Origin of the sequence: Salinisphaera sp. (assembly GCF_002729955.1) — a bacterium.
Lineage (GTDB): Bacteria > Pseudomonadota > Gammaproteobacteria > Nevskiales > Salinisphaeraceae > Salinisphaera.
In genome coordinates this window covers 52,200-76,384 of sequence record NZ_PBYA01000032.1, presented here as the reverse complement: position 1 = coordinate 76,384, position 24,185 = coordinate 52,200, and the positions used below count along the sequence as shown (strand labels likewise).

General features: G+C 58.3%; 9 protein-coding genes. 6 read left to right on the top strand and 3 right to left on the bottom strand.

From position 1 onward, the window contains the following. Positions 1 to 58: 58 nt before the first annotated feature. The 3 genes from CMN27_RS09435 to CMN27_RS09425 form a co-directional block, all read right to left on the bottom strand. Positions 59 to 6,382: a DEAD/DEAH box helicase gene (locus tag CMN27_RS09435; RefSeq protein ID WP_293625866.1), complete on the bottom strand. Its 6,324-nt coding sequence runs from the start codon at positions 6,380 to 6,382 to the stop codon at positions 59 to 61. Positions 6,383 to 6,398: 16 nt separating this feature from the next. Next, positions 6,399 to 9,788 carry an STY4851/ECs_5259 family protein gene (locus tag CMN27_RS09430; RefSeq protein ID WP_293625864.1) on the bottom strand — a complete coding sequence of 1,130 codons (3,390 nt, stop codon included), beginning with the start codon at positions 9,786 to 9,788 and terminating at the stop codon, positions 6,399 to 6,401. 992 nt (positions 9,789 to 10,780) lie between these two features. Continuing rightward, positions 10,781 to 12,490 carry an MBL fold metallo-hydrolase gene (locus CMN27_RS09425; RefSeq protein WP_293625862.1) on the bottom strand — a complete coding sequence of 570 codons (1,710 nt, stop codon included), beginning with the start codon at positions 12,488 to 12,490 and terminating at the stop codon, positions 10,781 to 10,783. 154 nt (positions 12,491 to 12,644) lie between these two features. On the opposite strand from CMN27_RS09425, the gene CMN27_RS09420 reads away from it, so the two are divergent. The 6 genes from CMN27_RS09420 (at position 12,645) to CMN27_RS09395 (ending at position 24,168) form a co-directional block, all read left to right on the top strand. Further along, positions 12,645 to 15,386 carry a hypothetical protein gene (locus CMN27_RS09420; RefSeq protein ID WP_293625860.1) on the top strand — a complete coding sequence of 914 codons (2,742 nt, stop codon included), beginning with the start codon at positions 12,645 to 12,647 and terminating at the stop codon, positions 15,384 to 15,386. Between the two features lie 377 nt (positions 15,387 to 15,763). Further along, positions 15,764 to 16,552 carry a metallophosphoesterase gene (locus CMN27_RS09415; RefSeq protein WP_293625858.1) on the top strand — a complete coding sequence of 263 codons (789 nt, stop codon included), beginning with the start codon at positions 15,764 to 15,766 and terminating at the stop codon, positions 16,550 to 16,552. A gap of 583 nt (positions 16,553 to 17,135) precedes the next feature. Then, positions 17,136 to 21,146 carry an ATP-binding protein gene (locus CMN27_RS09410; protein WP_293625856.1) on the top strand — a complete coding sequence of 1,337 codons (4,011 nt, stop codon included), beginning with the start codon at positions 17,136 to 17,138 and terminating at the stop codon, positions 21,144 to 21,146. Beyond that, positions 21,143 to 21,874: a hypothetical protein gene (locus CMN27_RS09405; protein WP_293625854.1), complete on the top strand. Its 732-nt coding sequence runs from the start codon at positions 21,143 to 21,145 to the stop codon at positions 21,872 to 21,874. Before CMN27_RS09410 ends, CMN27_RS09405 begins: the two co-directional genes overlap by 4 nt. Before the next feature lie 6 nt (positions 21,875 to 21,880). Then, positions 21,881 to 23,263, top strand: a complete 1,383-nt coding sequence (locus CMN27_RS09400; protein ID WP_293625852.1) for a hypothetical protein — start codon at positions 21,881 to 21,883, stop codon at positions 23,261 to 23,263. Beyond that, the gene (locus CMN27_RS09395; RefSeq protein WP_293625850.1) at positions 23,260 to 24,168 is read left to right on the top strand and encodes a hypothetical protein; all 909 of its coding nucleotides are present in this window, start codon (positions 23,260 to 23,262) and stop codon (positions 24,166 to 24,168) included. Before CMN27_RS09400 ends, CMN27_RS09395 begins: the two co-directional genes overlap by 4 nt. Positions 24,169 to 24,185: the final 17 nt, after the last annotated feature.

The window sequence follows — 24,185 nt, the reverse complement described above, 5'->3', positions numbered from 1 at the left end:
CTAGAGCCGTAAATTGTACAGATGACCAAGCAGACATCGCGAAAGATACCTGGGCCCGCTACTCACCATACAGGTTTGAGGTAAGAACCTCCGCAAATATATCGGTTGGCCATTTATCTGTTGAGTTTTGGACATCGGCGTATTTGAGCTTCTCACCCATCTCTACCAGCTGCCGTTCGACGATTTGGTCAAAATCAAACAGCGCATCGCGGCGGTTGCGAAACCATAGCTGCCAGTAGCCAACGCCCTGATCCAGCCTTAACTCCAATGTTTTGCCGCTCGAAAACTCAATGCCCAGTTTGCGGTGGTGCGGAATATCCCTGTTGGAGGTTGCTACGGTCACGTCCACGGGTTTATCTAAAATAGTGCTGACCCAGCTATGGAGGAAAAGCTCGAAGTCCTGTTGCGCTGCCCAGTCTTCGAAAGTCTTTCGTCCGGCCCACTTCCCCGATTTGAATAGCGTGTGGACACCAATATGTGCATCGGGCGTCAACCTCCCGCGAAAATAACTCAGAATAGAACCGAGGATTGCAACCGCAGCTGGGTTCTGGATGTAACGGTCTGAATACCAAATACGGCTCACCGCTGCATCTTTCAGCAACTCGGACGCAGCAGGGCATTGTGCTATGACTGCGTTCCAAAAACGGCTACCGAATCTCCGCCAAGGCGCATTGGCCTCATCGCGGATCTGAATGATTGCCACCGGAGCCAGATTGGTATCTGGAAAATCGAATGGTTGCAATTCGAACGCCGGACAGGATTCGGACGATACGACAATCTCACCTGCTTGGTGCCAATTTTCTCCCGGCACGGTAGCCCGGGTGTCCCCAGTGGCTAGCGTGATGATCTTTCCATCGAGGAAAACCTGGGCGGCAACGGGTTGAGGCAGGCGCTTATTGGCCAAGCCAATTCTGGCCCCTAAAGACCTTAGGCGGTCGAGGTCTTGCAATAGCACCTGGTCTCCGATGTGGTCGGGCAGAAGCAAGTCGATTTCGAGTTCGTCGTTGAACAAGTACTGCTGGATGGCCTTGTTAAATTGTGGCGCCAACAAATCCCACTCGGAAGCGTCGCCCGTGGCCCGCAGACTGACTTTATGCGCTCCGCGATTGATCAGCCGTCGCAGCACGATTTCCATGCTGCCTGGACAGTATCTCGCATCTTCCAACCCGAGTTGATCATCGCGGGTCAACGCTACGTGGCGCGTAAAATTTTGGCCCAGCCATTGCAGCGCAAGTTTGCGGTTCAGCATGCTGAAATCATGGCGTGTCTGGCTGTCAAGCAGACACTCGCTACAGCTGGTCTCGCAGAATTCACATTCCAGCTGCTTCGCCATGCCAAGTAAGAGCGCTTCCACGTGTTCCGGCGCGCTACTGGAAAAGCCCGCACCGCCGCTCACGACATCGAATAGTTGGAGGACAAGAGCCGCTTGGCCTTCCGGTAATTTACTTGGACGGGTAGCGTAACCCAGCTCATCTCTAGATATGCCTAGAGTCCCGGCTAACGCTGCCCGCATGGCCACGGCTAGGGTCAGGGCGATCTGCTGGCATTCCTTATCGGAATCCAGAAGATACTCGCCTGTCTCGGGGTTACGGATAATCAGTTCGAATACATCGGTTGTCGAGATCGTCCCTAAATAAATGCCGGCTCTTACATTACCGCTTTCGGGGCAGGCGACACGGTGGTTATTGCTGTCCTTATCCTCCTTGCCGGGCCGGGGTGGAAAGTGATTCTGGCTTGGCCTCAACCCCGGCGGGTATTCACCCTGCGGCGACATAGAATCAGCACGTCCGCAACCCAGACATAGGGCATAACCTTGGCCATTCTCCCCGGCGCTGTAATGGAAAACCCGCCCATCATGAGCAAAAGACATGTCGCCGAGAGCCGGATTGGGTAAGGGGACGGGCGTGGCGCGGACGAAAACCCAAGGCGTTTCGACGGGGATGAACTTCTGGCGCTGCACGTTATTGGAAATCGGTGCATAGGCGTCAGTTACAAACCCGGTCGGTTGTAAAACCTTGCGAATATTGTTCGGTTTGATGAGACTCTGACATCGGTTATTGCTGCAGGTCAGCTCCGACATCTGGCCAAGCCCTTCTTCGTAGCCGACTTGGCCGCACACGTCGCAACGCCAAGCGGTATCCATCTTCTGGGCTTCCTTACTCTCGCTTGACAAATTATGCCAATGTAGGGAAATCCCGGCCGACGTGAAAACCCGCCCATCCAGAACAATTTCGGCGCCTGGAGCGTATTCGCGAATTGCAATCGCCAGGTTGCGGGAGGGCAGGCCTTTGTAGCGAGCGATATTATCTTCTCGCTCGTTATTTTCGCCCCTCATTTCCCTGAGATAGTCTTCGATTGTGAAATTGTCGAAATTGACTACGTCCGTAGGAAACCCATAGCCCGGCAGAAATGTTCGGGCCGCGAGGTCGCGCAATAGATATTCTTGGCAGTGCCGGGATTTTTCGATCTCCAGACGCTTCCGGAAGGGCGTCTTGGGTTCGGCGCTGGCTTCTTGGGCGCTGAGATTACGGTAGCTTTCTTGCCAGCGTTCCTGGAGCTTTTTGATAGCGTCGAGGGAATACTGCCGTAATCGATGGGGTTTGATGCCGTCCAAAGCTGTTCGCTTGACTAGCCGATGGAGCGTTTCGTCGAGGCACTTGAGCTCGGCCTGTGCTAGACGTTCCATAAATTGATCACAATGGGACGGGCCAGCCTCGTTATGAAAAAACCACGCCGTGTTCAGCTTCGTTTTTTCGGTGCGCGTGGGGGCGACGATGTTGCAAAGATAATCCGACAGCAGCAGCGAGTTGACATGACGCTGCACCAGTTTCTCCGAATTCAATGCGACAGCCGGTGCCGGTATCGCGGTTTCAAATGGCCATTCCGGCCTCATAAAAACCTGCTGATCGTGCGGGTTGTTCTTGCAGAGCGTATAGGCTATGGCCCTGGATTCGCTGCCGCGCCCGGCGCGCCCGGCGCGTTGCAGGTAGTTCGCTGGGTGGGGCGGTACATTATTCATGGCCACCACGGAAATACCGCCGATATCGACGCCCATTTCCATCGTTGTTGAACAGTTCAATACATTGACCTGTCCCTTTTGGAACTTACTTTCATATTGCTCTAGACGGCCTGCGGACTGTTGCGCGGAATGTTCAGCAGTGCGGTAGTAAAAACCGCCTTCGATCGCTCGGTCGCTGATGTCTGTCCAAAGGTTTTCGTCACGCAAACTGGCTATCAGCGGATCATGGCCGACCTCGGCTCGGATCTTTCTGAGTCCGGTGTCGTAGTCCTCTTGAGAGTTGTCAAACCGCCAGATCTCGGGCATCTCGACCGGAAGGGTGCGGTAGCGCTCACGTAGTTCGTCAACCGACCGCGAGAAATCAATGTGCGCAGGAAGGTAAGGGGTCAGACCTTTGAAACTAGTCGTCAGCAGTTTGTTGGTTACCGGGCAGACGTCAGCCCTGGCGGTCAGGGAGAATCGTATGTTCTGGAGAGGAAGAGAGTATTGGTTGCCGTCGGGTTTAAGAATGAAAGTGGTCTGAGTCAACTGCTTCCACGCCGCCTGCAACCAACTGTTCACCAGATCGACATGGGATGTGTCGCTCGGACTCAGATTGGCGCCCAACAGCAAGAGTTTTATCAGCCGTTGCGAGTAATAGCCGCCTCGAATCTGCGGCCAGCGTTTGATTCGAATCTCATCTTTCTCTTCGGAGAGGGGGGTTCTCAGCGTCTTGGGAGAAAAGTGTGCGCCTACCCACCGGGTCCAGTCCCGGTCGGCTTGTACATAGGTGTTCTCTCGAACATAGAAATCTAGCGCAACGATAAGAAAGCTGCGCCAGTCGTCGAGCGTCAACCCGTTTTGTTCCCAACGCTCGGGAGAGCGGTCTATGTGTTCGAGGCCGGCATAACCTAGCTTGACGAGGCCCAACGTCTCGAGGCTATTCTGTCGCTTCGGCCGGCGCGCGAACTCTCGAAACAACAACAATTCCGAAAGCTTAAGAGGCCCAGCGTCTCGTCCGAAAGTTTCCGGATCCAAGTAACGGTTGTGATCCAAGATCGAGCTTCTGATGTCCTCTTTGCTCGATAATTCGTTAACTACTTCTCCCCACGATAGCGATATGAGCGGGATGCGAGGCTTATTGCCGGTTGCCGTATTCAGCTTCTGTCGGAATTCATCTATGCTCTGCTCCTCTCGCTTCGCTTGGGTATGTAAGCCAAGATTGCGGAATAGGTCTGCTTTTTTTCGGGCATCGGCTATAAACCCGTGGAGCGTTTCGGCATCTAGATCGGGAGAGCATTCAACCTCCTGCGCGTGCCGGCGCTGGTGCCAGCTCAGTATTTCCACGACCAGACCGCGCAAGCGGCTACGTTCGGCTTCCTGCTGCATGCGTACCGACATGCGGGCCGTTCCTTGCCGACTATCAGTAAAGGTGATCAGTCGGCGCCCGCGCCCGGGGAGCGATTGCTTTCCGTAATCCGAGGATTCGAAATCCTTACAATGCTCAAGAAGGGTTGGCACCGCGCTACTGACATAGAAGGGGGCGCCCAACAGTGCCCTTCTGAACGTTTGGCGGCCGTGCGAACCCCTGTATTCGCATCCAGGCCGGCTGCACTCTGGGTCGGAGTCCCTTAGTCCCAGCTGGACATGGTCACCGGATCCCGAATCGAAGGAGCCAGTGCGCTTATCAAAGCACTGGGCAAGGTAGTTCTCGCCAGCGTTGGCCGCGGGGCACAGCGCCAATTGAGGTTGGATATGGTCTCCCTTGGTACCGGCGATAGTTTGATCATCGTCCGCCGGCGTTTCCTCTTGTAACGAAAATTCGTCGATGCTTACGCCTTCCCACTGCATCAGGCGGCCGTAGGCATCCCGAGCGAGTAAATGAGGTTCATTGCAGTCATGGCAAAAAGCCAGCTCAAATACCGGGCTGCCACAAGTACAAGTCTGCCGCTGGGTAGGGTATACATAGCCAAAAGGCCAGCCATTCTCCAGAGAAGTACCTCTCTTGGCTGAACAGTTGGCGTCGAAACATGCCCACAAACCATGGGTAGTACGCTGAAAAAAGTGCCCCCTGAGCTTCAAAAACGCCGGTTTGTCAGATGCAGGACGGGTTCCGGAGCAGACATCTAGCCAGCGCAAGGCTTCCTGAGGCGAGGGCTTGCAACCGCTATTGCCGTGCATGCGTGTAATAATCTCGGTCAGCGTCAACGGCTTTTCGGCATCTACCACGAGCCCCCTCAGGCGGCGCGCTTCCGGACTATGGACCAAAGCGTAGTAGCGGAGCTTGCTCGCTTCGCGGTCTTTGGGAGAATCCGCTGGTATCGATTCCAGTTCGTCCAGCGACATGGTGCGGCTTCGGCAGGGCGGGAGTTCTGGCGTAACTCTTTGTCCGTCCCAGACGTCGATATTGGCAACGGCTACGCCAGACAAGTCCGATAGGAATCGTTTCAGACGTCGGGTGGCGTCGGGGTCGCCGGCAATAGTGGCGGAAGTCGCCACAAAGCGAATGTTTTCCGGCTCGGCACCAAAGTTGGTCATCACCCGGCGTAGCTGTAACGCCAGTTCGGCCGCCTGTGAACCGACATAGGTATGGGCTTCGTCGAGCACAATCCACCGCAGCGATTTTTCTGCTCGCGATTTTCGTACGATGGGGGCGTCTACCTGACGCACCATCATGTATTCCAGCATGGTGCCGTTGGTTACCAGAATGGGCGCGGGTTTCTCCCGCATCAGCTGGCGCGACAGCACCTCGTTGGGCCGCTGTGCCTGTTCTGCCCGATTGCGTGCGGTTTCCTCGGTATTACCGTTGTAAAGGCAATAGCGGATACCGTTGCCGAAGCCCCGTGTCCAGGCATCCAGACGCTCCCGTTGGGAATTTATCAGCGCATTAAGTGGATACAAGAACAGTGCACGTACACCTTCTAGCGGCTGTCTGCCGCGAGCGACGTACTCGCGATGAAGATCTTCAAGTACCGGCACCATAAAGCATTCTGTCTTGCCCGAACCGGTGCCGCTGGTCACTATGACCGAGTGCTTTTTTTCCAGAAGCGACCGCCAACTGGCCAGTTGGTGGGTGAACGGCTGCCAATCCGCGCCGAATCGATATCTGCCATTGGCGGCGTTGTCCAGAGAATTAACGACTTCCCGGCTTAGCATGCTGCCGTCGGTCGCCAAGTCGTTCATGGTTTGTGGAGAGGTCTCCCAGCCAAACATCTGCTCGAAAACGGGCGGAGCTAGAAAAGATCCAGCGTTGCCGGGATCCCGGCTCATAATATCGCCCAAGTGCGCGCGCAAAGCGGGATCGGTTATACCCAGAATGCTTAGTGTCGACTCCGTAGCTCGCGAAAGCGCTTGGCTGGAAAGATTGGCAAAATAGTTATTCATCGTCTGTTTTTTTTGTTTAATAACGTGCGAGCCGCTTTAGCAGGCAGTATTGGTAAACCGATGTAAACCAGTTCGAGTCGAAATCCCGAACCTGGCGGAGGAAGAAAACGGATTTTCTGTCTTCACTAAAGATATCGCCAAGTTCGGCATCACCGCTGGCCACTGCCGCAGCGAACATGGGCATATAGACCACCGCGTTGCGAAAGCTCATGGTGGTATCGAAATCAATAACGGCTTCCTGTTGGCTCCGCTGCCACTGTTTGAGCTCGCTGCCATAAAATTCTGGCCACTGATCCTCACTGTGGACCCTGATCAACTCCTGATGCCAGCTATGCAAGACGGCTTTGAATGCCTCGTACGGAACATTCATGTGCGAACTGGATAAGTCGCCACCCAGGTAGGCCTGCACATTTCCGCCATAGCTGGGAAGTGTTGCACCGAGTTGCTCCAGATAGCGGTTTGAAATTTCGTCGATAGCCTCGGGTCTAACGCCATTTTCGGCGAGAAAAACGCTAAAGGCCCGAAGCGCTTGTTGTATGTGAGCGATCGGAAAAAGCTCCCAGAGGATCGGGAACTCTGTTTCGATCCTGCCAAGAAACTTGGGGTCCATCTCGAACTTGAACAACGACATAGCCAAAGCCTGCGGGTGGTGTACCAGCGCCTTCCAAACCTCGAAAGTGGCGAGTGGCAGGTAGCCATACTGATCGTACAGTGCTCGCAGGAACTGCCAGCCACTGTGCAACGGGTTTTCGGCCATGGCGTTCAGTACAGGAATGAAAGGACTCGAAGATGCCGAGGCCGTCGGATCAAAATTTAGTACTGCGCTTTGTAAACTGCTGGAGGGTCGGGTCGTGGCGGGTGCCTGCCAGTTGCCTGGCAGAAAAATTGGCCGGAAGGACAAAGAATCCGACGTCGATGGCACGACCAGCCACGGGCCGTCCCTGTCTAAAGTGGCCGGCAATTCGTAAGTACCGACATCGGTACCTTGGCTGGTCCGTGAAACCAGCAACCGTGCACGCTGATGGGGGTCATGCAATAGCATCAGAGCCGGCTCGGGGAATGCGTCGTTAATTTTATTGAGCCCGGAAGTGGCTAGCAGCCCGCGATTACGGTCTAGTACCAGCTCTGCCGAGTGCTGACGTATGCGATAGATTTTGTCTCCGACGCCGGGCGAGGATATCCGTAATTCCACCGTCTGGTCGATATCACCGCTGAGCGACATGAGATCAATAATTTGCTCGCGCAAGTTGTATAGGCTGATTTCGACCGGCTTGTTGATGACCTGGTAGGACCAGCGGCAATAAACGTGTCTTGCTAGCGAGCCGCTTAGGGTCAACTCAAGGACAAACCAGGTGGCGGCCTGCGGTTTTGCGAACAAAAGAAGGCGGCTACCCAGTAGGTCGTCAAACGATAGAACCGATTGCAGCTTATCGCCTTTTTTATCGAAACCGAGGCAGCCGGTCCCCGGAAAAGGCAAGGTAATTTCTATGGGGTCTGCTAGAAGGCTAGGGGTTACAGTCAGCCGCAGTTCCACCGGTGGGAGACTGTTTGCTGTTAGCCGCAACTCGGTATGGTCGTCATGCCTTATCTGCCGGGTGGTGACCGTATCGGTTTGGATATCGAGCAGAACGCGCCGGGATGAAAACACCAAAACACTGCCTTGTCCGGCGGTATCCCCGGGGCGCAGTTGTAGACGAAAACCGGTCGGCAGGATTCCCGCCTTGCGTCGCAGTAGCGAATCGCCCTGTCGGTTGCGAACGGTGACATAGCGAACGCCCAACATATCCTCTGCACCGACACTTCCAGGTTCGTGACCGCCTATGAGCAGCCGGGTATCGTATTGCGCACGCGGATCGGAGTTCTTCCAGCTTGGTTTCGGTAGGCCTATGAAGGACAGCGCTGGCTGGGTAGCCCAACCGACGGATTCCCCGGCCAGCGCCAGTCCCGGATCGCCACTTGAGCCGTGGCCCGTGCGAATCCGGTAGGACTCATCTGCGTTGAGCTTCAGCTCGGCCTTGCCGCAGATCCTTACAGCCACGAGCCCCAGCATCTCCGGCATTGGGATAATTTCCGGCTGGCCCTCGACCACTTCGAGATCCTCGATAACGCTGCCCGCAGGTAGGGCCAGCAGGAGCTCTTCGCTTGCGGTGTCTAGCGAAGCTTGGCCACAGAGCTGCCAATCGTCGCCTTCTCTTTCAAAGCCTAGAGGCACTTCCCCCAGTGCAACATCACTGCCCGTAAGCTGACTGCTGGCAATGACTATCCCGCCCGCCATGGCTACTAGACCAAGGGGCAGATGACTGGACTGGCGCGGGCCGATCACTTTGGGATTGCGGAGCTGGATTCTGGCTACCAAGTCATCGAGCGCCGCATATCCGGGGCCTATCGCCTTGATCGACTGCTCGCCTTCGACAATAGCCAGCTCGAAACGGGTAGTCGACGGCTGTGTTTCGAGTCGGAAACTAATTTGTTTCGGCAGATTGACCTTAAACCAAAGGTGTTCCGGCTGGCTGGGCCGCCAAAGATGCTGCCAAAGTGCTGAATCGTCTCGTTTGCGTTTTTTGGTCTCGCTGGTCGCTCGGTTAAGCAGGTGGTTCAGTAGCCTGTTGCCGGTCGTGTCATCCAGCGGCAGTGGGAACTGTTCGCGCCACCTAGGGTTATTGGTGTCCAGATGGCCTACCGGGTCGTTGGTATCCGTTAGCCTGTACTCCCTGACCAGGGCCACTAGCTGGTCAGTCATCTCGGCTATTAACTGCACGGAAACGGCTTCCGAGAAGACCGCCGGCAGATTGATACGCTCGAGCTGCTGTTCGACGTGTTTAAAGGTGTCATAGCCCAGCAACCGGGCTTCGTCATATTGCGCGAGCGTGCGCTCGAACAACGTCTGGAAGCGGTTATCTCCTTGACGCAGAACTTGAAACGGTAGGCCGCCTTCGCTGAACAGGGAGCCTAGGAAATTCCGTGTGCCACTGTCGTAACGGTGCAAGGGCCGCTTCCAGTAGCCCTCCAAGCCTTTGCTGACAACTGTGGCGCGTGCATTTGGCAATAATTCGTAGCCCAGCCGCTGCCAGATTTGATCCCAGCTCCAACCAAAATTCTGCTGATAGTCACGTCGGTACCATTCCGCGCAGAACAACACGAATGCGGCACAAGCGGCGCGGTTTTCGTCGTAGCTTGCGTTCGCACCCTGCCTTTTCAGCAAATTCAAAAGCTCGAAGTACTCATCACGGTTACATTGATAAGCGTATAGCGGCCGCTGGTCCGGTTGCCGCATGAAGCGTCGCTGCATAAATTTCTCGAGCCAAAGTGAATATTGAAGACTTGAAGCATCGACCATGGTCCGGGTTTCTCCCAGTACGTTTTTATTAGTTGCAGCTTGGCTACCTGTACTCTCGGCGCGGCGCATGGCTTTGTGATGGCAGCGGCTCGCTGACCGAGGCACCAATGGAGGGCGAGTTACAGCGTCGGTTGATGAGATGCTGAAACTCGGCAAGATAAAGTGACGCGTATTGGACGATCTCGTGGACGTAATAGGCGCCGGTTCTGCAGTGGCCCGTCACGATATTTCCATACGAAACTTTGAGAGTTTCACTGTCGCATGCCGAGTACGTAATCAACTCATGCAATGTCGTTTCTTCGGCCAGCGAACCTGCGGCCGATAAGTCGTCGCACCATGCCTCAGTGTTGGTGTACAGCGTTGGTGGTGCCGGTCCGACCGGTCAATCGCGTTCCCGGGAACAGCAGGCGTTGAATCGAAACTGGGCGGGTTCAGTTGCCGCGGCCGGGCTGCAGAGGAATGACGAACGGCGCTATCAAGTCGCGACGCAATTCGCACTGTACTAGGGCGTCCAGCTGCTTATGCCAGATCCTCCGCCGGGGCTACAATCCACGCCCTCAGGACCCGTCGGTTCTAGCATTGAGATCTTGTCCTCGGCTTGCGTAAACAGATCCATGAGCCATGCCCAATCTTATTGTAAAAGCGAAGGTTAAACGGGCGGCGTATCCGGCTCGAAAGGGATTACTGGTGCCGAATTAGCCAGTAGGAACATGAGATTAAATACTATGCGTATGAGCCGATGCAAGAACACAATTCGGCGCTGACGCGCGATTCACGGGCGTGCTATATCGCGGCGCACGCATTTCGAATTGGCAAGCTGCTGAACACGAACCGGAGTCCTTTTCTACTTGGCACCAGCGACGTCGGCCGGGATAGTAGCCGCGGCCGCGGTGCGCTGCAGAAGCTTCTGGCTCGCTGAGACAGCGAAGATCGACCGAGTCTGTAGGAGACGCCCCGCAAAGCTTCGATTGGCACTTTGCGGCGCGTCTTCAGGGCGCAGTCGACATACCGGAGCGGCTCCGGGATGTAAACGTCTGTCGGTGGCTCTAGCTTTCGTGGCGCTACATCGTGGATAGCTGATTTTGCAACGCCCGGATTTGTCGCCGAATCCGATCATGTTCTTCGCGACCAACTGTCGTGTTTGCGGCGTGTTCGAGGTCATGCCAGGCGTCAGGCTCATGGGGTTTCAAGATATCGACATCAAGACCCCAATCGTCTGCGCGTTGTAGGAGCGCGTCTTCCAAAGCGCGACGCTGCCGGTCTTCGCCATGTTGAAGAAACACGGTCGGCGCCATCACTTGGTCGGTCTCTTCCTTGAACGTATGGAATAGCCAGTTCACCAGGTCGGACTGGTCGCCGTGCGCCGAGTACCCGTCAAGAAGGCGGACTTCCGCCTTGATTTCGGCAACGGGTAAGCTTGCGATGTGGTCACCGTTTGGTTGAGTCCAACGGACCTCATCGTGACGGAGTGCACGATCGCCAGGAGAACTATTCATCACCCCGAGAAATTTCCCGCAAGCTGACGAAGGGGCGCAGTAACCACTAGGCGCGATCAGGTTGCGCGGGTGGCGTGCAAGCGATGGCAGCCAGTGTGCGGCCGGCCCGCCATCGCCCATGCCGGAGGTCATCAAGACGACTCTGGGCCGGTTGCCGGTTTGGCGAATCTCTTCGTTTCGGTCTTCGGCTACTCGGAAGAGGGGGCGCCAGGCGCGAGCGACCGGGTTACCCGATAGGATTCTTGTGGCGGCAACTCGGTCGGCTCCGAGAACCATCTCGCATATCGCCAGAGCTGACCGAACATCTCCGGCGTTCTTGTGATCGAGGTCGAGCTCTCGAAAGAGCTGTTTTCCGAGCCACGTCGAGAACGTCTTGCCCGTATGTTGGACAGTCTGCGTCTTGCGCAGCGCACGCAGGGTTATGTCATTCACCGCGAGAGCGCTGGGTGAATCCAGCACGAAATCGATCGCACCGTACTGGTCTGGGGCGTTCGCGACGATGTGATGCAGGTCGAACATGATGTCCTGGGTGCGCCCGACGGCGAAGGCAGTGATCGCGGCGGTCCCGTTTGATTCGAGTACGCGATCGAGCAGGGCGCGTAGCCGGTTGCGACGGGCCTCGGGCGATCGTTGTTCAACGCATCTGTTCTTGTCGCCATAAGTGGATTCGAGCACAGCGAAATTCGCTGGTGCCGGATGCTGGCTAGAGCAAAGGAGTGGAAGGACTTCGTGATCTTTCGAGCCGGGCCCGATGTCACCGGAGAACACGATGCTGCGTTGATCGCCGCCCGGTGGGCCCCACAGCACGGTGATGCTGGTCGAGCCGATGATGTGGCCACTGGGAAAGAAGCGGATGAACAGATCATCGTCGACCGGGTGATAGTCACCAAACCGCGTATCGCCGTTCGGGGTATGCCACCGTACGCTGCCGACATCTTCGAGCGTGTACGGCGTGTCAGGGAAACTCGCCGCGTCCTTGAGCAACAGCGTCGCGAGTTCTTCCGTTTCCTTTGTGCAATAGACCGTGCCCGAGAAGCCGCGTTTATAGAGCTCGGGTATCAGGCCGCAGTGGTCGACATGCGCATGTGTGAGTAGGACGAACTTGAGATCCCTCGGTTCGAAGGGCCAATGGTCTCCGGCGTTCCAGCTTTTCGCGGTGGCCTCGCTTTGCTGAATGCCGCAATCGACAAGAAAGCTCCAGTTCCTGGCAGTGTCGCGCATCCAGGCGCAGGACCCCGTGACTTTGCCGAGCGGGCCTAAGAATTGAATTTCCATAGCGTGGTTCCTTTTTGGTAGTGCGTGATCGCAATCGCACTCTGGAATGCGCGCTACAACAATGCAATTAATATGCAATGCAATGCACCGGTGCATTAATCAATGCATTGTCGGCGTTTCGACGATATAGTTCGACGCGCAACCGGGAGGTGCTATGGGATTAGTCAGACAGGCAATGGCGAACCACAACGTGGCGTCGTTCGATGAACTAGGCGCGCAGCTATGCGAGCGGTTTCCAGATCAGAATTGGCCCAAGCCACGCTCGTTGGGGGTAAAGCTCGGCGAACTCGACCGTGGTCGAACTGACTGGTGGCTAAAGCGTGATGCTTTTGTCGAAAAGCTCACTGCTTTTCTCGAGTGTTCATCGAAAGACCTGGGGCTCCATGCGGCTGACCGCGGCCGCGCGATCTATTCGTTCGACGATTTCCCAGAGCTCAGGCCGCTCGATCTTACGCGGGAGTCGCCGTGCGACATTGGGTATTGGACAACCTCTGCTGGCGACGACCCCGACACAGAGATTCGAAGCTGGTTCGGATCACCTGTGAGCGGATTACGCACTGGCGCGCTGGCGCCGGGCGTTACGTGGCTGCATATCCCGTCGGGAACCGGGCGTACCCTTTTCTGGGAGCGTCTCAAACGGCACTCGCCGTACGCGTGCCGAACCGCTTCAACTGTAGCTTCCGCGCGCGAACCGCTCGCGCAGGCGCAAGCCGTGTGCCTATACGTTAGCGATTCCGCGGGCGAGCGCGACGCTTTGGCACTGGCACACAAACATCCGGAGTGCGCCGTACTCGTATGTGCGCCCTTCGAATTCCAGGAACGGGAAGACCGGGAATCGAAGAGCGTATACAGCTGGACCTATCAAACGGCCTCGACCGATGAACGCGCGAGATTGCGCCTGACCCAGTACGGGCCCTTCGTCGACGAGGGGACGCTCAAGCAATACCGTTGGCAGTTGCACGCTGACTGGCGCTCGCGCCTGCTTCAGTGGATTGATCGACGACTCGGAGAGCAGGGCCCAGGGTTTGATCCGCAACACATCGAGCGCTGGCTGGCTGAATCGGGGGACCAAAACCTGATTGATACGCCCGCCGATCTGATCGCGATCTGTCGTTTCGCGCACCGATTCGGCAGCCGCAATCTGCCGAGAATGAGTGAGCGTATCGCAGGCGGGCGGCTTCTCGAATTGATCGGTGATTCGAGGCCGGACGGGCGCGCCGATTTCAAAGCGATCGTCGTCGAATGGCTCATGGCGGCCTACGTGCCGTGGGGGCGCTCGATCGATGCAAGATCCTGGCGAGGAATTTCAAGCGCGAGTCGTCACCCGGGCGAATCGGATGATCTCATCGAAGCGATCGCGCAGGAGGCGGACGGCGACAAGCGCCGTATGTTCGCTGAGCAGATAAAACATCGATTGAGTGAGTCGCCGCGTCCCGATCTAAGCGATACAGAATTTTTGCACCAGAATCACTTGGCAGAGTGGCAGTTGCGTCCGAGGTTCCTCGCTCATCTGGTCGCGCGGGACGAACTTGTACAGCAGATCATTCAACAACCACACACGGCGTGGGGCCACCTGTATTTCGATGCAACCCGACGCCCCGTCGTCGATGATGCACTCGCACTGCTGACTGCCGGCGAGTTGAACGATGTGTGTCGGCGCTTGTTGACGGCGGAGTCGGGTGATGCCGCGAGCATCGGAGCGGCTGAGGCCTTATTTTGCGCGGTCGGTTTCCGCGCCATGTCGGACACACCGCCGGATGCGGAGGTGCTTGAAAACCTCGGCGCTCGGGTTATTGAGCGATTGAACGGCGACGATGTGTATATGCCGCCGCAGGCCTGGACATCGATCAATACTGACCGATCTGCTTGGCAGGCGGTGTGTTGGGCATGGGGCCTGACTACGTCTCAAGTTACGGAGATACCCGAGGAATGGTCTGCCTATTTCCCTGGTTGGTTTCGGAAGATCGATGCGCCTGATTGGACGTTCGCAGTGACCTCTTTCGACGCCGACCGCAGTCTTCCCGAGTTGGCGTCCTCGGACCGATTACTTGTCCGACAGGCACAGCAAGTGGTTGATGTATTGGCTCCATTGGAGGTCGATGCGCCTGGCGTATTGATTCCCGATGCGCTGGTGCGTTGTGTGACCGAGGAAGCGAGAGTGCCAGACGACTGGTGGGCGTTTGTCTTGAATCACGAGTGGGCTAGCGAGATGGTGGAGCATCGGATGGGCCAGGTCTCGGGTGATCTGACATCCGTGCTCGTATCGTTTACGGAAGCCGTCGTTAGTATGGCTAAAAATGAAGAGTTGAATGCCCAGGCTCGGCGCTCGTTCATAGGGTTGGCGATGGTGCGGGGCACGGCGCTTCGAAAGACGCTCTTCGAGCGATCGAACGCGGCAGCGTTTTGGGACGCCATCTCGACCGATGCGCATGCGTTCATATGTCGGAATTTCGTCTCACTGCCCACGAACTATCAGCTTGCCTTGTTGGAGCAATGGCAAAGCCATCCCAAGGAGCTGAATAGGTGGTGGTTCCACATCGCGCCCGCCGTACACGCTGGTTTGATCGACGCGCTCGTGCCATGGATCGAGGCCGATGGTAAATACGGCATCATCGTGCCTTTCGTTTGGAACGTGTTCCCTGAAAAAGCGAAGGAGATGCTGACGGCCCGCTCTGGTCGAAGCCTTAAACGTGCGCTCATACTCGGTTTCGATAGTTTCAGCGATAGGACAGACCCGTTTGACTCGGCACTGGTCGATGTCGTTGGCATCTTGGAACACGATGCCGAGCTCTTATCTGAGTTAGAGCGTAGGGAATGGGTAACGCGGCAGTTGCCCCGTTCGGGGTGGTTGGCACCGAGGTTGCTCGCATTGTTGCCTACACCGGACGCTCGATAACCGAACGAGCTCAACGCTCCAAAGTGTGGCAGAGGTTGGGCAGAGCGCCTCGAAAACTGACCCGAGGCGTCGCAGTCGCTGAGGTCCGACGAATAAGGCTTTCGGATTTCGCACTCGGAACTGCTATACGCGAGCCATAAGTGACAAGTCAGGGAAGACGGCACACGTATCTGCCTTGCCAGTTTTCCCTTTCCGGTTTGATCGTATCAGCCCCTTATCGGCCGAGCGGGGAGATCGAAGTTACCTTGTTCATTACAAGACAAGCATAGCCGTCAGTTAAACGCGCCTTCGTCAAGGGTGGGTCGTTTCTTGACCCATATCATGGTCCATCATCGACAATTATCCCGTACCCGCGGCTAAGCAAGGCATCGTAAATAATGAGAGCTCTGATCACATCGCTCGGGCCGAACGCTACCGGCCGCGACTTCATCGTTGGCGACATACACGGCTGCTTCTACCTGCTCGAAGCATTGCTGACTCACATCGAATTCGATGAACAGACCGACCGCCTGTTCTCGCTCGGCGACCTCATCGACCATGGGCCTGAAAGCGAAAGGGTTTCCGAATTCCTCCTTCAGCCCTGGTTCCACGCCATCCGTGGCAACCACGAATGGATGCTGCTGCGGGGCGCGCATACGGTGGAACAGGCGCCGGTGGATATGGCCGCGGCTCAGCAATGGCTCTCCAATGCGGGCAGCTGGTTCTTCCAGATGCCGATTCCGGACCAGGAGGCGGCATATTTCGACATTTCGCGGCTGCCGATCATGCTGGAAGTGGAAGATGCCGAGGGTATAACGCACGGTTTGATCCACGGCGATGTCATCGCCGACGACTGGGGCGTAACACGTGACCGCATCCAGCCGACAGACCCGGACCCTGATTTCGTGCAATCACTCGAACACGTGCTGTGGTCGCGCGAACGCTATGCCCGGCTGATGGCGATCGGCAACGCCACATCGGACGTAGTCGGTGTCGCCAATATCGATATCGTCTGGTTTGGCCACACGCCGCTTCCTCGCCCGACGCGAGCCGCCAACACCCGCTGGCTCGATACCGGTGCAGCCAAGGACGGCACGCTATCTATCGCAGAACTGGCCAGCGAGGGTCAGGTCTGGTCGATCGCCGAGGACTGCCTCACAGTGACGACTGACTGGCGCCAGCGATGAGGCTACGCGTGCGCTCCGGTCTGCATTCGGAGTTCTATGACATGCCCGAGCGCGTCGGTATCCGTGACGATGTCGACTGTGATGTGGCCGTAGTGGCGGACGACATTCATGTGGAAACGCGGGGTATCGACTGGGCGGCGCATACCTTCGAGCGCCCGTGCTTTATGTACTCGGCAACCACGAGTTCTACGGGTAAGACTACGCCACGCTGGTATACGCTGCACGTGAAACCGCCGCCTCGTATCCGAACGTGTTGCTCCTCGAAAACGATGAGATCACCGCCAAGGACCTTCTGTTTCTGGGCGCGACACTGTGGTCGAGCCTGGAATCCCCGTATCACACCCTAGTTCGTATCGCCGCACTCGGACGTTCGATAGTGATGGACTCTCCTCGGATCGGGACGGGGATGTGTTTATCTATTCAGAATTTTCTCATAGGTCGAAGTTCACCACGATGCCGTAATAGGTGTGGAGGGTGAAACGATCAATGTCGGTACAACGATTACTCGGGACACTGACCATGCGACCATACTCTGGATTGCTCGCTGCCGAGACGGCCAATGTCAGACCAGAAGAATAACGCCTTGAGCGACGACGATCACGGGCGCGGAGGGTCCGAAGCCGAGAACACATCGGCCCCAGCATCCGCTACCGAAGATGCTGACCTCGATTCGTCTCGGGGGCGTGTTGTCGGAGACGCATATTCGCTGCCGGTTGATTTCGGGTTCGGGAGCTCAGGCCAGGGCGCTGCCGACGACTCGCAGGCGAGCGTCTCGGTACCGGGGGCGCAACAAAACAACCACCTCGGGCTCCGGCGGCTCATCCTGCTCGACTCCTACATTCGTCGTTGCCGTGCTGAGCTCAAGATCGACGGCCATGTCAGCGTCACCGGGCGAAATGCATCCGGAAAGACATCGTTGATCCGCATCCTCCCGCTTTTCTTCGGCGCCGAGCCTGGGCATCTGGTGCGGAACAACAGCGGCTCGCATCACACATCCTTTTCGGGGTTCTATCTGCCCGGCGATGGCAGCTATCTGGTGTTCGAGTACGCCACAGCCCAAGGGCTGAATATGGCGGTGTTCATCACCGATGGTCGACGCGACACCTTGCGTCCAATCTTGATCAGCGGCGCGTTTGCGCCAGAACTATTCCTGGATTCGGACAACCATTTTCTGAACAAGGACGACCTGGTGCGGCGGGCCCGAGCGGCAGGCCATGAGGTTCATGATGCCCGCACCATTCGCGCCTACGTCGATATTGTGTGGGGTGGTGCGCGACGGCGCGGCTCTTCGCCTGAGCTGGCTCGGTTCAACATCCTGGTCGGTCTAGATGGTGGGTCCTCGGGTCGCTCAATGACCGACGTTCACCACCTGTTGACCGCGACGCTCGACAGCAAGGTCGATGAGCGTTTGCTGCAGCTGCTATTACTCAAGCAGGCGCAGCGCATGTCCGATATTGATGACGACTCCCTGTCCGGAACGGACCTGGATCCGGAGAAGGTTCTGGCCTGGGTCGATGATTATCGCGGGATGCGAGAAGCCAGGGGGCTGCGTAAGCACGCCACACAAGCGATCACGGCCGGCAATGAACTCGCACGCCTGTCGGTTTCCGAGGTCAACCTGCGTGAGGCCATGGAACGTCGGGCGGAGAAAGCGCTCGAGGAGAAGGAGGGCGCCGCTGATCACCAGCGTCAGCTCGAGCTCCAGGGCAACGCGTTGAATCAAACGCATGCCGAGGCCCGAAGGGCATACGAAGATGAGATCAGCGCGGCGCGCCAATCAGCACGTGATCTCAAAAACGCCGTCGAGGCGCTTGAGTCCCAGGAAAGCGACTTCCGCAAGCGAGGGGTGGCAGCGGCACTTGAAGAGGCGGGCGAGCTGGAGGTTCGCAAGGCTGCTCTCGAAAGCGCTCAGAATCAGGCCGCTCTGATCAAGCGCGCTTCGCGTGATATCGACGTCGAATTCGATGAGTCGAAGAACGATGCCGCTGCGCGTCTCCAGTCGGCCGAGGATCGTGTTCGTGAAACAGAACGGGCTGCCCTCGTTGAGGCTGAACAACAGCGTCAGGCTGTTGACGAGCGTCATGAACAGGAGCGGGGCGCGCTCAATACCCGACTGTCCGAACAGCAGCAGGCCCTGGGTAAGGCGCATGTCGATGCACAAAGCGCGCTATCGAAAATCCAGGGCCAAATAAGCGCGGTGGATGCGGACCCGGCCTTGCTGGGGCGTCGAGATCGTCTCGCAGCGGAACGTGACGATGCAGAGAAAGAGGTTGCTGCGCTCCGCCAGGCGCATGCCGACGCCGAGAAGCATCTTAGCGACGTGCGCATGGCCGCCGACCGCAACGCTCGCGCACTCAGCGACGCCAGGCGAGAACACAAGGTCGCCACCGATGAACACGAACAGCTCGCCAAGGCGATGGAGCGCGCCGGCACGCTGCTCGCCTTCGTCCGTGAGAATGTGCCGGACTGGCAGTCCACAATCGCTGCAACGCTGAGTAATGGCCGCGGCCTGCTCTATGAGACCAACCTGTCTCCCCGCCTTTCGGAATCGGGCGAGCATGGCCTGTTCGGTGTGCAGATCGACACCAGCCGGTTGAGTCCTGTTGATGTTGAGTCGGCCGATAAGGTGCATCTCGCTGAGCTGGCTCGGGCCGTCGGGCACTGGGCGAGCGAGGCTTCCCGATACGAAAAGGCGGTCGCCGACGACAAGCAGCGGATCAAGTCTGCTGAGACGGCGGAGCGAAAAGCGCTTGCCGCGTACCGCCGGGTCGAGGGTCGGTATGCCAGCCTCAAGACCGCCCTGGGTGAAATCGGCGATCAGATCATCGATTCCAAAGAGCGTCGCAAGGCTGCATTCGACGCTGAGCTCGAGGCCGCCCGAGATCGGGCGGCACATGGCGAACAGGCGTTAGATCGGGGCAGGGCCGAGGGCAATCAATCGCTCTCGGCGTTGGGCGAGCGGCAGCGCGCGGAGCGCGGTGAACTCCAATCGCGGGAGTCGGAAATCAAGGACCGGTGCCGGTCGGATCTGCGTGGCCTCAGGGCGCAATACCAGAAGGATCTCGATGACCTGGAGGGCCTGCGTCAGGCGCGGCTTGAAGAAAAGGGCGTCGATTCTCGCCAGGTCAGCAAAGCCGAGTCCAACCTTCGGATCGCACGACTGAACCTCGATTCAGCACGCGATGCGCAAGATCTGGTCGATGAATACCAGGTGTTCCGCCGCCGTTACGATGCTGAGTATCACCTGAAACAAACCGAGTTCGCTGAGGCGAGCCAAACCGTCGATGCGATTGAGCGCGCGTGGTCGGGCACCAAGCGTAAGCATCTAGCCGAGATGTCCGACATCGGTACGCTGCTCAGCGCAGCACGAGACCGCGCGGTCAGTGCGTCCAAGTTCCACGAGATGCTTTTGCAGCATCTGTCGATTGCGCCTCAGATGCCTACGAATGAAGCGTTCGACGAGGCCACCGTGTCGGCATTGGTCGAACAGTCGGTACCGGCGCTGATCGAAAACAACGAGGAGTGTCGCCGATCGGGACGCTCGCATCTGGTGGCCACGCAGGTGGCAATGCGCAATATTTCGCGTGAATTTGCCGCCTCGTCGAGCCGTTTGGTGCGCGAGGCGGCACTGCAGTCGAGCTTGGCGCGGCTGGTTTCGGGTAATGACGCCGGTGACTTGGTGGCGGCCAGTCGCTTTGCCGCCCGGTTCTTCGGCGAACGCCCGGAAGAGGACGTGAGCGCAACAGGCGCTTTCCCGCTCGGGTCGCTGGGGGAAGACCACGAATCGACTCTGCGCGAGCCCACCTTCGGATTGGCGATCGAGCAATACGTCAATCAGATGGAAAGCCTGCGACAGCAGGTCGCGCGACAGAGCACGATGCTGTCCCGCAACTGCCAGCGCGTGATCGCGCATCTCGACAGTTTCCAGTCCATCAGAGTCTCCGCGGAGTTCGATTTCACAGAGCTTGAAGGGTTTCAGGCGACCAAGGCGGTCCACGATGCGTACCTGCAATTCCAGGAGGATCGACAGGTCAACGCGGATCAGCGCCTGATGCCGCAAGACTCGCTCGCCCGCTCCGCTGAGCGTTTCCTGCAGAACCTGCGGTCGCGGCCGCGACTGACGTCCGCCAGCCTCATCGAAGCACTGCACCTGGAATTCCGGGTCAAGGTCGAGCCGGACCAGCCCGATATCGTTTGCCTGCGCGGCGCCTCGTTCAAGGACGCCTTCTCCGAAGGCCAGCGTGCGATCGTCACTGCGACGGTGCTGGTCGGTTTCCTCGAGGGGTCCCGTCGTGAACTGCCCATCGCAGTGCCCTGGATGCTTGATGAGCTGCTCAAGCTCGATGAGCGCAACACGCGCGGTCTTGCCGACGCACTGAAGCAGTTGAAGATATTTCTGGTCAGCACATCGCCCGATGTCGGCGCGGCCCTGGATACGGCATTCAGCCGCCGCTATGTGATCGAGTCTGTCGATCGCGAAGGCAGCAGGCTTGAACAAGCCCTGCTCGTCGAGCTCGACGCCCCGCGGTCCGAGGATGACCCGGTAATGGCTGCGCTAGCCGAACATACCCAGGCTGTGGAGGATCAGGCATGAGCACCCAAACCGAAGTGTCCGGACAATATCCAGAGCTGGTTGAAACACTGCTGGCGGGGCAGGCGATCTGTCGCCATTCCCGTCCGGGCCTCTATCGGCTGCTGGCCCAGGGCGACCGGGTGGATCGGGTTGATGAGACCTCCGAGCAGGAAGAGGAGGCTATCGACCGGCGCAGTGATGATCGCGTTGCCGCCGAAGCGTTACTTCAGTCCTTGGGCCGCCGGCTGGCGGAAACAGATGGCGTGTTCTACGCAGTCTATGAGCGCCTCGACGCCCGCGCCTCTGATGCGGTCAGAGCGCGCTTTGCGGAGTACACGAAGCAAGCACCATTCATCGCCGAGTTCTTCGACATCCTGCGCGAGGCGCACCGGGGTGGCGAGGCACTGGCACCCGGCGACCGGTTCGAATTCTCTCGCGTGAATGACGCCATCATGAGCAGTGCCGAGCTGACGGAGCGGCTGATTGTCACGGTCAGCCGTGTGGCCAATTTCCAGAACCCGAATCCAGAGAAGGTGCTTCGGCGCGCGGTCGAGGAGCTGCTCGCGGAGGGTTATCTCGTCGAGAGTTCGGGCAACAACCAGCACTATATCGTTGCCGGCGAATTGGCGCTGTTCGACGCATTCCGCGATTTCGTGATGAGCATCGAGGGCGTCAGCCTCGGTGACGAGGCCCCGGCGGCCGACGGCGCCGGGGCGCCTGGGGCCACCCAGGCCAGCCTGCTCGAGTAAGCCGTCATGAAAACTCGTGACTCTGACAAGGGCCTGAAACGCCAGATCAAGCTGCTCCACGACAACGCGGATCTCGTGGAACGGATCTTCGAGAATCGTGAGCTGTTCGTCGCCTCTTCAGAAACGGAGATGATGTCGCGAATCGAGCGCCTCAAGCGCGCGCGAATCGTTCGCACCGAGGTTCAGCGTGGCGGGCGGATCGTTCGGCTGACCACGGCGACCCAGGCGTTCTGTCGCCTGAACTCCCAGCGCGCACGCCTGGAACGGCTGTCCATCAATATTGACGAGGTGTTTAGCAGCGTCGATGCCAGCCTGGAGCGTTGGTACGACTACGACGCGGCGGGGCGCGATAATGAGGCTGCCGAGTACCGGGATCTGGCCGAGGAGGCGCTCGAGGATGCTGAGCACTGGTTTGCCGAGAAGATCGAGCGTGTCCAGTACGAGATCAAGGTCGAATACGGCTTCGACGAGCGTGCCGAAACGCATATCAAGCGATTCCGGTCCTACGTGGCGCGAATCCACGAGCTGCATGACGCCGCGCGCGACTTCACGGGGCGTCTCGGCGGCGAGGAGTACCGCAAGGTGTGGTTCCTTTACCGGATGTCGAACCGGATGAATGTCCGGTTCCAGCGCCACGCCGTGTCCATGACGAACCTGATCGGGGAGCTGAACCAGTACATTTCTCAGTTGCGCCAGCGCCAGGAGCTGACTCGCCGCAGCGTCATTTTTCTTCGCTGGCTCCAGCGCCAACCCCAGCCTCTGCACTTCCCGCTGGCCGAGGCCGCCGCGGATGAGCTGGCGCCGGCGTATCGTTTTCCCGCGATCCCGATCGCCGGCTTCCCGGATCTCAATGACCCGGTGGTTCGCGAGCAGACCGCCGAGATAGCGCGCGATGTGGTCAAGCGCTTCAAGGCCTCCAGATCGCTCGGGCGCCGGGTCAGCCGACCGGCCTCGGGGGCCCGGCGCGACACCGCTGCGGACATGGCGTCCGCGAAGCGAAAACAACTGGCTGCTCGCGCCAAACGATGGAATTCGAAAGCCTGGGCGGACGATTACATCAAGCAGGTCGCGCGCCTGGCGCTGGATGGCCATGCTGAGGGGCTGTCTGCGATGACGTACTGGCGTCGGCGCGTGGCCAGCGATTCCTCCGACAAGCAGATCGGCCTTGATCTGCCCACGGCGCGCGGCTGGCTGAACGAGATCGTGAACATGGCGTTGAACAATCGCGTCATCAGTGATCAGGATTTTTTCGAGCGCTTCACCATGGATCTGGTGCGCGCAAACGATCAGGATGGGGCACAGGGGCTGCATACCCCGCGAGTGAGCGATGTTGTCGTGCAGATGCGTACCGCGGCGCTTCAGGCCCTGCGCGCGCGGGCCACGGCATGACACGCCTGCACCAGGCGATCGACGCCGCCCGACAGATCCTTGGCGATCACGAGGCCGGTGTGCCTCAACGCGTGCCCTATAGCGGCGGTACGCGTGCGCTGGTGTCTAACGCAAAAGTCGGCAGCATTGCCGGTCGAGCGGTGACCTTCGACGACACAGACATTCGGATCATACGCCGCTGGCTGGATGGGCAGACTCATGACGCCTCCGGGGCGATCGAGATGGTGCCGGGTGGCACCCGCACGCAGACGGCAAGACACCTGGTTCGCGAGAAGATCGGCGCGAGCCCAGTCGCGCGTAGTTCGGGCCTGGTGGCCGTGGCGGCGGCCGGCGACGGCACAGCGCGTCTGAACGGGGAGGGCGTCAGTCGCGGTGGCGGTCGTTTCCATGTCCTGCGAAATGAGGTGCCATGCGAGCTTGACGCTGATTGGCTGCTCCTCGTCGAGAACTACGAGCCCTTTCTTGCCTTAACGCTAGATGACGCTGAATTGGGTGGGGCCCGGTCTGGCCGCGGGCTTCTGGTGCTGCGCAGTGCGCCAGCGTTTCCTTATGGGCAGGTCTGGGCGACGCGTATGCGGCCAGAGTTTCAGGTGAAACTGCGCCATGCCCCCGACTTCGATCCGGCGGGTCTTTCTGATCTGATTTCGATGCAGGCTGACCACGCCTGGTTGCCCGACCTGGCCGCCCTCGGTCGATCGGAGATCACACCTTCTCGTGATCTGATGCTGCGCCAGATGCGTCAATTCCATGGGCTGCATGCTCGCGCACAATCCACCTGTCCAGCGCTTCTCGAGTATATCGACTGGCTGGGTCAGGCCGGCGGTGGGGTCTCGCAAGAGTCCTTGATGGCTGCGCGTGTCACGATGCGGATGGTCGATCTCACTCAAGTGACTGTTTACGGATAGGGGTAAGTCCAACTAAG

Bases quoted from the DNA above. Each gene is read 5' to 3' on its own strand.
- CMN27_RS09435 (WP_293625866.1), bottom strand. From the start codon at position 6,382: ATGAATAACTATTTTGCCAATCTTTCCAGCCAAGCGCTTTCGCGAGCT.
- CMN27_RS09430 (WP_293625864.1), bottom strand. From the start codon at position 9,788: ATGCGCCGCGCCGAGAGTACAGGTAGCCAAGCTGCAACTAATAAAAAC.
- CMN27_RS09425 (WP_293625862.1), bottom strand. From the start codon at position 12,490: ATGGAAATTCAATTCTTAGGCCCGCTCGGCAAAGTCACGGGGTCCTGC.
- CMN27_RS09420 (WP_293625860.1), top strand. From the start codon at position 12,645: ATGGGATTAGTCAGACAGGCAATGGCGAACCACAACGTGGCGTCGTTC.
- CMN27_RS09415 (WP_293625858.1), top strand. From the start codon at position 15,764: ATGAGAGCTCTGATCACATCGCTCGGGCCGAACGCTACCGGCCGCGAC.
- CMN27_RS09405 (WP_293625854.1), top strand. From the start codon at position 21,143: ATGAGCACCCAAACCGAAGTGTCCGGACAATATCCAGAGCTGGTTGAA.
- CMN27_RS09400 (WP_293625852.1), top strand. From the start codon at position 21,881: ATGAAAACTCGTGACTCTGACAAGGGCCTGAAACGCCAGATCAAGCTG.
- CMN27_RS09395 (WP_293625850.1), top strand. From the start codon at position 23,260: ATGACACGCCTGCACCAGGCGATCGACGCCGCCCGACAGATCCTTGGC.